The sequence below is a fragment of the Porifericola rhodea genome, assembly GCF_030506305.1.
Classification (GTDB): Bacteria; Bacteroidota; Bacteroidia; order Cytophagales; family Cyclobacteriaceae; genus Catalinimonas; species Catalinimonas rhodea.
This window is the reverse complement of record NZ_CP119421.1, coordinates 2,388,868-2,402,967: the sequence shown is the minus strand read 5'-3', so window position 1 is coordinate 2,402,967 and position 14,100 is coordinate 2,388,868. Positions and strand designations below refer to the sequence as shown.

Annotated in this window: 10 protein-coding genes and 1 riboswitch; of the genes, 2 read left to right on the top strand and 8 right to left on the bottom strand. The window is 41.6% G+C overall.

The annotated features are described in order from the left end of the window. Positions 1-198 precede the first annotated feature (198 nt). The 4 genes from PZB74_RS09905 to PZB74_RS09890 form a co-directional block, all read right to left on the bottom strand. Entirely contained in the window at positions 199-2,493 is a 2,295-nt protein-coding gene (locus tag PZB74_RS09905; protein WP_302242435.1) for a TonB-dependent receptor, read from the bottom strand. Between the two features lie 54 nt (positions 2,494-2,547). Then, a riboswitch (TPP riboswitch) is annotated at positions 2,548-2,647 on the bottom strand. Positions 2,648-2,673: 26 nt separating this feature from the next. Then, a complete protein-coding gene (locus tag PZB74_RS09900) occupies positions 2,674-3,183 on the bottom strand; it encodes an AAA family ATPase (protein ID WP_302242434.1) in 510 nt (169 codons plus the stop codon). Position 3,184: 1 nt separating this feature from the next. Then, positions 3,185-3,760, bottom strand: a complete 576-nt coding sequence (gene pnuC / locus PZB74_RS09895; RefSeq protein ID WP_302242433.1) for a nicotinamide riboside transporter PnuC — start codon at positions 3,758-3,760, stop codon at positions 3,185-3,187. After that, complete coding sequence (locus tag PZB74_RS09890; protein ID WP_302242432.1) at positions 3,750-5,252, bottom strand: pyridoxal phosphate-dependent decarboxylase family protein; 1,503 nt, start codon at positions 5,250-5,252, stop codon at positions 3,750-3,752. Before PZB74_RS09890 ends, pnuC begins: the two co-directional genes overlap by 11 nt. Before the next feature lie 185 nt (positions 5,253-5,437). On the opposite strand from PZB74_RS09890, the gene hemW reads away from it, so the two are divergent. Both hemW and PZB74_RS09880 read left to right on the top strand, forming a co-directional pair. Further along, positions 5,438-6,577: a radical SAM family heme chaperone HemW gene (gene hemW / locus PZB74_RS09885; protein ID WP_302242431.1), complete on the top strand. Its 1,140-nt coding sequence runs from the start codon at positions 5,438-5,440 to the stop codon at positions 6,575-6,577. 145 nt (positions 6,578-6,722) lie between these two features. Beyond that, positions 6,723-7,280: an outer membrane beta-barrel protein gene (locus PZB74_RS09880; RefSeq protein ID WP_302242430.1), complete on the top strand. Its 558-nt coding sequence runs from the start codon at positions 6,723-6,725 to the stop codon at positions 7,278-7,280. Between the two features lie 53 nt (positions 7,281-7,333). On the opposite strand, the gene PZB74_RS09875 is transcribed toward PZB74_RS09880, so the two are convergent. The 4 genes from PZB74_RS09875 to PZB74_RS09860 form a co-directional block, all read right to left on the bottom strand. Further along, positions 7,334-8,776 (bottom strand): NAD(P)/FAD-dependent oxidoreductase, encoded by a 1,443-nt coding sequence (locus PZB74_RS09875; RefSeq protein WP_302242429.1) that lies wholly within the window; start codon positions 8,774-8,776, stop codon positions 7,334-7,336. 116 nt (positions 8,777-8,892) lie between these two features. Next, positions 8,893-11,769: an excinuclease ABC subunit UvrA gene (gene uvrA / locus PZB74_RS09870; protein WP_302242427.1), complete on the bottom strand. Its 2,877-nt coding sequence runs from the start codon at positions 11,767-11,769 to the stop codon at positions 8,893-8,895. Between the two features lie 495 nt (positions 11,770-12,264). Beyond that, positions 12,265-13,266 (bottom strand): lytic transglycosylase domain-containing protein, encoded by a 1,002-nt coding sequence (locus tag PZB74_RS09865; protein WP_302242426.1) that lies wholly within the window; start codon positions 13,264-13,266, stop codon positions 12,265-12,267. 7 nt (positions 13,267-13,273) lie between these two features. Next, on the bottom strand, positions 13,274-14,038 hold the full coding sequence (locus tag PZB74_RS09860; RefSeq protein WP_302242425.1) for an LOG family protein: 765 nt from the start codon (positions 14,036-14,038) through the stop codon (positions 13,274-13,276). Positions 14,039-14,100 lie beyond the last annotated feature (62 nt).

Below are 14,100 nucleotides of genomic sequence, written 5' to 3'. Positions count from 1 at the left end.
AGTAAGATTCCAGCGTGCAGAGTATTAGGTGTCCAGTCTAAAGCTAATTTCAGTTTCATAAGATTAGTATAAAAAAAGCTACCCCCGCTATAAAAAGTAGTTGAGCTACTACAGCAAAACTTTTAACTGTTAATTTGACTCAAGCCTTTTTATTTAGCTTTTGAAGTAGCTTTTTTCTGATTCAGAAAAGTCTCTTATTTAAAATCGTAAACGGAGTATGGCATAGAGGTTACGCGGAGGCTGCACAAAATAACCTGGAACTAAGGCTCCATTATAGGTTACAGGCTGTCCGTAGCTATAATACTGCTTGTCAAACATATTATTGAACTGTAAACTCAGTGAGTGTTTACCTAAGGAAAAGGTAGCGCGGCTATCTAATATGAGATACTCCGGTAATACTAAACTCTCCTGATTGGTAGGCTCCAGATAAGATTCGCTCACGTATCTAGGGCTCAAAGCCACTGCCAACCAGGTAGTAGGGCGATACTCTAGGCTTCCATTTATTATCCACTCAGGACTGATAATAGGCTCTACATCCGTATATACCTGATCTGCATCTTCAGGTGCATATTCATCTATCTGACTTTGCATATAAGTGACATCTCCTCCAACAGATATCTTTGATGCAGGACGATACTCCCAATCTACTTCTATTCCTCTCCGATAGCTGCTAGGCATATTTTTGCGCAATTGTATAAAACCTTCAGGAATAGCTTCACCAATAGGAGCTATTTCGTTTTCAAACTGCATATAAAAGAGATTTGCCTGCGCCGTGAGCACGTTGTTATTAATGCGCACTCCTCCTTCAAAATCGTTAACATACTCTGCCTTTACAGCATCTGGGTCTTGTGCATCTGCCAGGTTTAGAGTATTGATCTGTGTAGAACCTAAAATATCAGTACGAGTAGGCTCTCTTCCGCTTCTTCCGTATGAGGCATAAAAGTTTAGCGTAGGATTTAGCTCATAAGTAACCCCTACTTTCGGGTTTAAAAAAGTCCATTCTCTAAGGGGTATACTAGCCTCCTGCCCCAAAAAGTTTTCATCAGGAGTCATGTCCAATTGTACTGCTCGAAATTGCAAATCTCCAAAAAGGATTAAATTTCCGAGTTCGTAGCTAGCTTTTGCAAACAGGCTGAACTCATCTTTACGCGATTTGTCCTCGTAATAAGGCGAGCTAAAATTTGGTATAACCGTCTCTATATTTTCTCTCTGAAAGGTATATAAATGTAGACCTCCGTTAATATCCCAGCGACGATTATCAGAGCTATGGTTTACATAGCTCATAAAGCCATAATGGTTATTATACAAAGGATAGTCTATCTGCATAAAGTCTCCATTATCATCAGGAAATCCGGCAGGGAAACTACCTCCGGCCCCTCCATAGTAGAGCGATGATACCAGAGATGTGTTCCGGCTCAAAAATCGTGTATACTCCAGTTGTACCAGATGCTGCCCAAAGTTGTCTATATCGTTGTCTGATACATAGTTAGTTTTAGGGTCTGCTTCAATATCTGGCAGGGCCACCGGCAGATAAGCTAAGTCATTTTTAGTTCTTCCGGTAAAACCGGTGACTTTCACCATATCTTTTTCACCAAAGTAGCCAGCAGAGAAGAAGAAAGAATAGGCATCAGTACCTGTATGATTACGATAGCCATCCGAAGTAGTACGTGTAAAGCGTGAATAGAAGGCAAACTTATCATGGAGAAGGCCTGTTTTAACTTCGCCACTTGCCCGGTAGGTATTAAAAGAACCTGCTAACAATTGTGCTTCAGCACTTGCAATCGTATCACGTAAATTTACAGACTCAAAGTTGATAGACCCAGCATAGGAGGCTGTTCCATTGGTACTTGTTCCTACACCTCTCTGAACCTGTACCGACTCAATGCTGTTGCCAAAATCTGTAAAATTAGAAAAGAATACCCCCTGGTCTATCATATCATTAAGGGGAACCCCATTGAGGGTGATGTTGATTCGGGTCTGATCAATGCCCCGTAAACGCATTTGCCCGTAATTAGTAAGGTTGGTACCCGATTCTGAGTAAGATAGTATGGAAGGAGTTTTTCTTTCCAGTACAAAAAGAGCATCCTGCCCTACATAAATTTCTTCAATCTCTTCTCTGTCTACTGTTTTCTGGGTAACTGGTGCTTTCTGGTCCGCACGGATTGCCTTGATCATAACAGCTTCTAAAGAGCGAGATGGGTTCAGCGCAAAGTTGTAAGTAATTTGACCATCGGACTGCTCTATACTTATTCTTTTTTCTTCTAACCCTACAAAACTCACGCTAAGGGTGGCAGGCGTGTTGTCTAGCGTGATCGTATACTTGCCTTCAGTATCACTCACAGTACCTTTGTTGCTGCCCACCACAATGATATTTGCACCAGCAAGAGACTCATTAGTTTCGGCATCTGTAATTTTACCGCTTACCTCTACCTGTGCCCAGGCTCCACCCGCTAGCAATAGTGCTACCAAAAGTGGCAATACATACATACGCATGATTTAAAAAACTTAATGGTGTTAGTAAATGGGATACCAGGGGATAGCATCCTATATTTTATTTACTATACCTTCCCTTCGCCTGCATTACCAGGATCAGGTTCAATGGGTATAATCTCAGCCCTGAATGGTAAGGGCACCCCTTTATTTTATAGCAAGAACGAAACTATGAGCGAAATGTTAAGGAATTAAACGTTCTATATGTAGAATTGCTTCCTGCAGACGTTTTTCATGCTCACCCCACATCTCAAAATGCTTTTCGTTTTTGAGTACTGACTTATAAATATGGAATAATTCTTCGCGATCGTTGGGGTTTTCGCGCTGTGGGTCATATTCCCAGGGAACATCAGGAGCACAGAGCAGGTATAGGTCAGCTTTTCTACTTTGAAACAGTTCCAATATTTGAGGATCGCAGTTTTGGTATTTGTATTCGCTCCATATCTTAATTACCTCAATGCTGGTATCACAAAAATACATCTGTTTGGCTTTTCGCGCATACTCACCTTCCCTTACCACCTGCCCTCTCGCAATTTCAATGAGATCTTCCTGCCGGTATGGTCGAGAGAGTTGATCTATGTAATCTCTGGAATATTCAGGCACCCAGGGTTCGTTAAAAGCCTGAGCCAGAGCTTTAGCCAGACTTGTTTTTCCGCTAGATTCGGCACCGGTAGTTACGATCTTCAGTATCATATCAGGCCATTTGTTCTTTGCGCATAGACTTACGCCAATTGAAAAAACCATAGCTGGCCAGACCGAGGTAGAGGAAATAAAGTAGTGAGAGCAGATAAAGTTCTTTGTAAAAATAAATACCTGCTGCTACAGCATCTACAACTATCCATAGTACCCAGTTTTCCAGCTTCTTTCGGGCAAGCATATAAGTACCTACAAAGCTGAACGAAGTTGTAAAAGCATCCCAGTAGGGCAGATCTGCATCTGTAAAAGTGGCAAAAGAATAACCAATACCTATAACTCCCAGACTACCGAGCACCATTAATACAAGCAGCCGAGATTTAGATAGCATACCTACTTTTAGCTCTGTTTTGTTTTTGCCGCCATACAACCACTCGTACCAGCCATAAAAACCTAAACCGAAGTAGAAGATGTGTAATATAAAATCTGAGTATAGTTTTGAGTCATAAAAAAGTATACCACTAAGCACTACTCCAACAATACTACAGGGCCAACCCCATACTATTTCTTTGGTATTGAACCAGACGGACAGAACGCCAAAAATTAAGGCGAACAACTCAATGTAATTAATCTCCATAGGCATGCTGCGCTAATTCTTCTATACGATTTAGCAGTTCGTTTAACTCTTTTTCGGTAGTATTAGAATTCATCAAAGTGGTACGAAGATAGACTTTATTATTTAAGCGAGTTTGTACGATATAAAACTCTCCCTGCTCTACCAGGGCTTGGCGGATATACGAGTTTAGTTCATCTACTTTATCTTCACCTACGTCGGCTGCTTTATAACGGAAACAAACAATATTTGTACTTGGCTCTATGCCTAACTCAAATAGGGCTCTTTTCTTAATTAGCTCAGCAAAACTTTTTCCTAAGTCATATTGTCGGCTTACGTACTTATCAAACAGCGATGTACCGTAGGTTTTAATAAGAGCATATACTTTTACGCTCATCATCAGTTTGGTACACTCCATAGTTCTTTTGCCCATGTTGTACCACTCCTGATCCTCCTGACTACTCCATAGATACTGAGCCTGCTGGGCAAAAGTGCGGTATGAGTCTACTTCTTTTCGGTAGAGTAGAGCGGTAGTTAAAGCGGGAGCCAGCAGCATTTTATGCATGTCAATAACTACAGAGTCTGCCAGATTTATACCTTTAGCCAGATGCCTGTATTTATCTGAAAAGATGACCGCGCCGCCATGGGCTCCATCTACATGAAACCACAAATCATTTTTAGTACAAAAGTCCGAAATCTCTACCAGATTATCGTAGGCACCTGTAGAGGTAGTACACGCACTACCGACTACAGCAATCACTTCCAGTCCATCGGCTTTAGCTTTTGCCAGGTGCTCTTCTAAAAGTTCGGTGCGCATCTGAAACTTATCATTTACAGGAATTTTGATGATACCCTCGCTTCCCCATCCCATAATGCGAGCGGCTCTGTCTACACAATAATGCGCTTCTGCAGATACCATGAGTGCCAGCTTTTGCCCCATACCTTCTCCCCAAACATTAGCTTGAGCTTTTACTCTACGAGCAGTTAACAAGGCAGTTAGATTAGCTAGTGTCCCCCCCGAAGTTAGTATTCCTCCGGACTCCTCCTGCCACCCTATCTGCTGACAAAGCTGTTGAGTAACCACTCTTTCCAAGGCATTGGATACTGCTCCCATTTCATAAACAGCACTACCATTGTTTAGAAAAGAGCTTAAGAGGCTTGCCAAAGCACCAAGGGGGGCGGGAGGCACAACCTGATGTCCCATATATTTATTATGGTGCAGGTGTATAGAGCGGCTTATTACTGTACGGAATAGATCCAAAGCATCTCCCTGCCCTTTAGCTAAATCCTGCTCCCAAAATGCAAGTTCATCTTCGGGCTTATGCCAGGAGATCACTGGTTGCTGAGTTTTACCATTCGGGCTATTCGTATGTTGGGCATTTCCATGCCGGGCATTTCCATGCCGGGCATTTCCATGCTGGACAGCATTTAAATGGTCAGCGAGCATATCTATAAGCTGATGGCCCTGCTGACGAAATTTCTCTGCGTCAAAAGCGTCCTTTAAGAGGTCGTGCATACGCTATCTATTTTGTAGTGCCGCAAAAGTAGATAATTACTGAAAGTTTTTTTCAGGGATAATGTTATACTTCTTGCCGTTCTATTGTTATTGTTTCTAATGTTGCAGTCTGGTGGGCTCATTAGTTTTGTAAACGTAATTCTAGTCAGCTTATCTAGTATTTCACTTTCTAATATTCGACAAATTTGGCAGGTATATACCTACATATTCCCTTTTGCAAGCAGGCTTGTCACTATTGTGATTTTCATTTTAGCACCAATACCAGCAAAAAAAATGAGATGGTAGAGGCGATAAAGCAGGAATTGCTTTTGCAAAAAGATTATCTCAGCACTCATCAACTAGACACAATATATTTTGGTGGGGGCACACCTTCTTTACTTAGTGAGGCAGAACTTAGCAGCCTGCTGGACACCATTCACCGACTGTTTGCAGTAGACAAAAAAGCAGAGATTACGCTAGAGGCAAACCCGGACGATCTTGACAAGACTAAACTACAGCAAATAAAAAGCAGTGGGGTTAACAGACTGAGTATAGGCATACAATCCTTTTATGAACCGCATCTAAAGTTTCTGAACCGTGCCCATACCTCAGCAGAAGCAGAACGGTGTGTGTTGCAGGCGCAGGAGATAGGCCTTAACCAAATTAGTATAGACCTTATTTATGCCATTCCTTATCAGGATCATAGTATCTGGCAAACTGATTTACAAAAAGCTTTAGCACTTCATCCGCAGCATATTTCTTCGTACTGCCTGACGATAGAGGACAAAACCGTATTTGGTAAATGGCTACAGAAGGGTAAGCTTAACCAGATAGAGGAAGATTTTGCTGCCGAACAGTTTGAAATATTGCTGCAAACACTTGCTGATCGGGGTTATGAGCAATACGAAATATCAAACTTTTGCCTGCCTAACCAATACTCTCGGCACAATAGTAATTACTGGAGAGGCGAACCCTATTTAGGCGTAGGTCCCGGAGCCCATTCCTTTAATGGCAGCATCAGACAGTTTAATGTATCAAATAATGCTTTGTATCTAAAGAGTTTGGCAGAGCATAAGATACCTTTTGCCGTAGATGAACTTAGCAAAACAGATCAGATTAATGAATTGATTATGACAGGTTTGCGTACCAAATGGGGGTGTAACTTACAAAAGCTCCAAGAGTCTTTTCAGTATGATCTTTATTTGCTTAATAAAAACTATGTGGATCAACTGATTGCAGAGGGACAAGCAGTGCTGCAAGAAGAGCAACTAATTTTGACGAATAAAGGTAAATTATTGGCAGATCGTATTGCTTCTGATCTTTTTGTAGTGGAAGAAATTAATTAAAAAATTCTAAACAATTGATTTACAACCACTTACAAATATATATTAACAAAAATCATGCGATTTTTTATTTACAATCATTTTTTAGCACAGATGTTGCCTATGTAAGATTGTATTTCATTCTTATACAAACCACAATATCTTTGCTATGAAAAGGATAATTTTCACTATATGCCTGCTTGGGATTATGGCTACGGCCCACGCCCAGGTATCAATTACACCACGTGTTGGATTTGCTATGCCTCAGGGCCTGTTTGATAATATTGCCGGAAATGGTTTCGGCTACGGATTAGACCTTGACTATGCTATTAATGATAAACTGAGGATAGGAGCATCGGCAGGGCAGTATCTTTACAATGCGGAAGTTTTTGGCATCAATATAAATGCAGTAGATTTTGCAATTACTCCGGTAACTACCTCAATAAAGTATTTATTACCTGCTACCACACTTAGGCCTTACATTGGAATAGAAGGAGGAATGTACCACCTTAAAATTGACGCAGCGGGCTTTAACACTACGCGGCAATACTTTGGAATTGCGCCAACACTTGGTCTGTTGTATCCGGTAAATGAGAAGATAGATTTCTTTGCCAGTGCACAGTATCACATTATGTACTTAAACGAAACTATACCTATTGGTGACTTTCAGATTAAGCAGGATATAAAATTTATACCCCTTAACCTGGGCTTTACATTTAAATTTTAGTAGTCTAATTATATGAAGCGAAAAGGTCGGGCAAATTGCCCGACCTTTTTTATTTATGCATTGTGTACTTTCTGCTTCTCCTGACTGCTTTCTTCTACCTTACTATCATTTTTAGCTTTCTCTTTCTCTTCTTTTTTCATTCTATCCTTTTTACGGTTAATAACCGAGCGATAGTCAAATGGGCGAATAATAAGCCGGGTCCCCTTATCGTAAGTAAAATAATTCCATATCCAGTTGCCTAGTGTAACCAGCTTTTGCCGAAAACTCACCAGATAAAGCAGGTGAACGAACATCCAGGTGATCCATGCCAGAAAGCCTCCAAAACTAACTTTTATAGGAAGGTCAGCTACTGCCCGGTTTCTACCAATGGTAGCCATTGTACCTTTATCTAGATAGCGGAATGGCTTTACATCTTTGCCGGCCAGCATGCGGCTAAGGTTTTTACCTAAACGTTCTCCCTGCTGCAAAGCAACTGGCGCAAGCTGCGGATGGCCTTCAGGATACTTTTCGGTAGACATTTTTGCAATATCTCCTATCGCATAAATATTATCATAACCTTCTACCTGGCTGAACTCATCTACGATATATCTTTTCTTTTCTACCTGCGCCTTATCAAGCCCGGGTATTATAACACCCTGCACTCCCGCTGCCCAAATCAGCGTTTCTGACTGTATGGTTTCTCCATTGTTGAGTTTTACCTGGTAGCCATCAAAATCTTCTACCATAGTATTCAGCTTCACATTTACCTTAAACCGGCTTTCCAAATCGTTTTTTGCTCTTGCCCCAGCCTTCTCCGACATGGCAGGCAGCAGTCTGCTAAGCCCCTCTACCAGATAGATGTTCATATTCGCGTCAAAGTCTAGCTCAGGGTAATCACGTGGTAAAACCTGCGTTTTAAGCTCGCCAAGTGCACCAGCCAGTTCTACTCCGGTAGGGCCACCTCCTACAATAACAAAATTTGTCAGGCGGTCAATTTCCTCATCGTCATCAGAGGTGACAGCACGCTCCAGATTTTGTAAAAAATGGCTTCTCAGATTTAAAGCCTGGGGTACCTGTTTTAGGGGGAAAGCTAGTTCTTCTATGGTTTTATTACCAAAATAGTTGGTTTGAGTACCAGTAGCAACAACCAGGTAGTCATAATGAATACGTCCTATATTGGTGTTTACCATGTTTTCTTCCGGGCTTACAGAGTCTACCGTAGCCATACGGAAGAAGAAGTTCTTCTCTTTGTCAAACACTTTACGCAAGGGACCAGCAATAGAGTCGGGCTCCAGCCCGGCAGTAGCCACCTGATACAATAAAGGCTGAAAGGTGTGGTAATTGTGCCGATCCAGCATAACTACCTGTACATCTTTCATGTCCAGATTTTTTACTACCTGAATACCGGCAAAGCCACCGCCAATAATTACGATTCTTGGCTTACCAATGTCTGGTAGTTGCGTAGCCAGATGTCTGGTTTCGTTTGTATATTCTGAGGGAGTCTCTATTACTGCCATAGAAAATATATTTACTGTTAGTCAAAAAAATGACAGTGTTTCTATAGCCAAAGCAAAAAAACACTGCGTTACACTCTACTTATGTAACGCAGAGAGATCAAGCGTGTTTAGCAGTTTTAGCCTTTTAGCTCTTCTTTCAGAAAATAACTGGTATAGCCCTTTTTAATCTTAGCTACCTTTTCTGGTGTGCCTTCGCCAATAATCTGTCCACCTTCATTACCTCCCTCTGGCCCCAGGTCTACAATATGGTCAGCTACTTTTATTACGTCCAGGTTATGTTCAATAACCAATACGGTATTTCCTTTGTCTACTAACTTATTGAGGACATCAAGCAGGTGCTGAATATCCTGAAAATGTAGACCCGTGGTAGGTTCATCCAGAATATACAGTGTTTTGCCAGTATCTTTTTTAGATAATTCGGTTGCCAGCTTTACCCGTTGAGCCTCACCCCCAGAGAGCGTAGTAGCATGCTGACCCAGGCTGATATAGCCCAGACCTACATCTTCCAGCGTCTGAATTTTACGCAAAATGCGAGGCTGATTCTCAAAAAACTCTACCGCCTGCTCTACCGTCATGTCCAGCACATCGGCTATAGACTTACCCTTAAAGCGTATTTCCAGCGTTTCGCGGTTATAGCGCTTGCCTTTACAGGTGGGGCAAGGTACATGCACATCTGGCAGAAAGTCCATCTCTATAAGCTGCATCCCCGCTCCTTCGCAGGTTTCGCAGCGCCCTCCTTTTACATTAAAAGAAAAGCGTCCCGGTTTGTATCCTCTAATCTTTGCTTCGGGCAACTGAGAGAAAAGAGCCCGAATATCTGAAAACACACCAGTATAAGTGGCCGGATTGGAACGAGGCGTTCTGCCAATAGGCGACTGATCTACTTCTATAACCTTATCTATGTTTTTCAGCCCTTTAATGTCTTTATATGGATAAGGGTCAGTATGCGAACGATAAAAGTGCTGGCTAAGCAGAGGAAACAAGGTGTTGTGAATAAGGGTAGACTTACCACTACCTGATACTCCTGTAACACATATCATTTTTCCTAAGGGCAGGGTTAGGGTTACATTTTTTAGATTGTTACCGCTGGCGCCACTGAGCTTAATTTCTTTACCATTGCCTTCCCTCCTCTTCTCTGGCACGCTAATCTTTCGGGTCTCGTTAAGGTACTCTGCTGTAATACCTCCATTATTAAGAAACTCTTTAGGGTTGCCAGAAGCAATAACCTGCCCTCCGTGTCTACCAGCTCCAGGGCCAATATCCAATATATAGTCTGCCTGTAACATCATGTCCTTGTCATGCTCTACCACTATTACGGTATTGCCAAGGTCTCGCAAGTCTTGCAGAGCTTTGATTAGCTTTACGTTATCTCTCTGGTGCAGGCCGATGCTTGGCTCATCCAGGATGTACAATACCCCTACCAGTTGGGTACCAATCTGGGTAGCCAGTCGGATACGTTGAGCTTCACCGCCAGAGAGTGTTTTTAGAGGACGGTTCAGGCTGAGATAGGTTAGTCCTACATCTACCAGAAAGCCTATACGCTTACGTATTTCTTTTAGTACTTCAGATGCAATTAGTCGCTGACGGTCGTTAATGCGGTCTTCCAACCCTACAAACCACTGGCTAAGTTCCTCGATATTCATCATAGCCAGTTCGGCTATGTTTCTATCAGCTATTTTAAAATGTAATGACTCTTTTTTCAGGCGAGCCCCATTACACTCCGGGCAGGTACGGCTACTCACAAACTGCTTTACCCATTTCTGGGTTTTATCGGTACCTGTTTCCTGTTGCTTTTCCAGATAGCCAATTACACCTTCAAATTTAACATTATAGTTAGAGCCTGGGTATTTGATAGACTTGACAGCTACAGTATCGGAGTCGCCATTCATTATTATCTTCATCACCTTTTCAGGAATGTCTTTGATGGGTGTGCTAAGCTTTACTTTGTGTTTTTTAAGCACAGCCTCTAGTTTTTTAAATATCCAGATATCACGATATTCCCCCAGAGGAGCAATCCCACCACGGCTAATGCTTAGGCTATCATCCGGAATAATATTTTCCATAGCAAACTCTTCTATTTTGCCTAACCCACTACAGCTGGGGCACATACCGTAAGGAGAGTTGAAAGAAAAAGTATTGGGTGCGGGTTCGTCATAAGCCAGTCCTGTTTCAGGATCCATCAAAAACTTAGAGAAATGCTGCACATTTCCTTCAGTATCAGACACCATCATGATTCCCTTGCCATGATCCAGGGCTGTTTTTATAGATTCGGCAATACGATAGCGATCGTCAGCAGTTACCAGTACCCGGTCTATGACAATTTCTATGTCGTGAGTTTTATAACGGTCCACCTGCATCTTGGGTACCAGATCCATCACCTCTCCATCTACACGTACTTTAGCAAAGCCCATTTTGCGCACCTGCTGAAATAGCTCCCGGTAATGGCCTTTTCGTCCTTTTACTACCGGAGCTAAAATAATAAGCTTTTGTTGGTCAAAGCTATCCAGTATATAATCTATGATCTGATCTTCCGACTGCTGCTTCATCTTTTTACCGGTGAGGTAAGAATAGGCCTCTCCGGCACGGGCATAAAGCAGACGCATAAAATCGTAAATTTCTGTAACTGTACCTACAGTAGATCGTGGGTTTTTAGAAGTGGTCTTCTGCTCTATAGATATGACTGGGCTCAGACCGTTTATTTTATCTACATCCGGCCTTTCCAGATTACCTATGAAAGAGCGTGCATAAGCAGAGAAACTCTCCATATATCGGCGTTGCCCTTCTGCATATATAGTATCAAAGGCAAGAGAGGACTTTCCACTACCACTTATACCCGTTACTACTATTAGTTTATTGCGAGGTAGCCATACATCTATATTCTTCAGGTTATGTTCTCTGGCTCCATAAATTTCTATGGCTTCCTGATCATAAGAGGTAGAAAAGCCACTATCATCTGTATGCTTATGTAAAGTTTGCTCGTCTGTTTGCTGCATATATTGATCACATTATCAATTAGGTCAATACCCTAACTATTGCGAAGTGCAAAAGGTGCTAAGTTATTACTTTTTCTTGTGAGTATGGTACATGTAAATGGCATCTACTCTCGGTCTTATAGCTTTATTCAGATAGAAGCGTAACCGTAATCATCATATTATATTTTAAGATCAGTTGTAGCACAGCATATTAATACTGCTTAACTAAAATATAACGAAACTATAATACTCCAAAGCCTGAAAGTTTATGTTGCTGCCTAGCAAAATACTTATCTTCAATTGCTTAAGTCCAATCAGCTTCAACAGTTCTATTCATTCTTATAGATACGATTGGTAATACCAAAAGTGTTTGAAAAAAATACGCAGGCGCTATATCATCAACACACTCTCTCGTGGTAGGCTAATGTATGGGTTGGTATCGGAAAAGGCTCATAAAAAAGAAGCCGTTCATGCTTAACATAAACGGCCTAGTTTTTTTTTATACAAACGCTATTATTACTTGGTGAGTTTTTGTACAAGATGCTGCTCTAGCGGATCCTTAGAGATTAAAATTTCATACGTATTGTTTTTTACGGTAAGGTCCCGGTCACGCAGCCACGGGTTGTAGCGCTTAAGCGTTTTGTAAGTTATCCCATGCTTATGGGCAAAGTCTACAAGGTCGGGTATCGTTTCTTCTACTTTAACAGTATCAAACTCGGGTTGGCGATAACGCTCACCCACTGGTATGTTAAACCCATATAATCCGGGATTTTCCAATATGGCCTTGGCCGCAAGAATCCGAAACATATAGCGTGAGGTTTCATCATTCAGCAGCACATCAAAATATGAGTCTACTTTTTGCTCATCCAGACGGCGCTCCAACCCTCGCATACCTACATTATATGAAGCCGCTACGCTGGTCCAGTCGCCAAACTTATCGTAGGCATCGTGTAGATATTTGCAAGCGGCCTCAGTAGCTTTTACAGGATCGCGTCTCTCATCTACTTCATTGTTTACTTCCAACCCATATTGCTCAGCGGTACCTTCCAGCAGTTGCCAGAAACCAACCGCATTACGGTGAGAACGGGCATTTTCCTCAAAATTACTTTCTATCGCTACAATGTATTTAAAATCATCGGGTACATTGTTTTTCTTAAGCACCTCAGAGATCTGCGCCATCCAACGATGGGAGCGCTTAATCATTAGAATAGTATTAGAATGCCAGTTAGCATTTACGTGTATTTCACGGTCAAAACGCTCGCGCAGATCAGGTTCTTTTAAAACAATTTTCTCACCGGCAAAGGTTAGCTCTTCCGGAGTAGGAACGATAAAAGCCTGATAGTTAGGAAGCTTGTTCGTACCTTTCATCTCTTCCTTTCTGCTCTCATCATTCTCCATTGATGCTTCTTTTACACCTGAGGGGGGAGCTTCATCTACGAACTCTCGCCAGCCCAGATAAAAAACCAAAAGAAGAATGATAACAAACTGTACTCTAACCTGCGTTTTTAGCGTATTCAAAATGATTCTAGAAGTTTGGTGATAATGTATATTTTGAGTAAAAATTATCGATAACTTCTACTGCTTCTTCGGGAGTATCTACCAGATTAATCAGGTCCATATCTACGGCACTGATATTTTTTTCCTGCTTGAGTACTATATCTTCTATCCAGTGTAAAAGTCCCTTCCAGTAGTCGGTACCAACAAGTACAATGGGAAATCTACCAATTTTTTTAGTCTGTATGAGCGTAAGTGCCTCAAAAAGTTCATCTAAAGTGCCGAATCCGCCTGGCATAACGATAAAGCCCTGAGAATACTTAACAAACATCACCTTTCTAACAAAAAAGTAATCAAAAGTGATCAGTTTATCCGGATCAATATAAATATTACTGGATTGCTCAAAAGGTAAAATGATATTGATACCTACTGATTTTCCTCCTTCATCTTTAGCGCCTTTGTTACCGGCCTCCATTATACCGGGGCCTCCACCAGTAATTACACCATAACCGTGTCTTACTAACTGGGCGGCAATCTGCTCAGTAGTTTTATAGTAAGGGTGATCGTTTTGGGTACGCGCAGAGCCAAAAATAGTAACACATGGGCCTATTTTGGCTAGCTTTTCAAAACCTTCAACAAACTCGGACATAATTTTAAAAACTGCCCAGGAGTCGTTAATTTTGATTTCATTCCAATCTCTTTCTTTAAAAGCTTTTTTTATTCTTTCTCCCGGCGTAGGGGTATGTTCAGGCAACCTCTTTGTTGCTCCATTCTGATCTTTATTACTTTCGTTCATTTTACTACTTAGGGTTAATATATTTGCTTATGGGCTGAAACATTCAGCACCAGTTTAGGCCT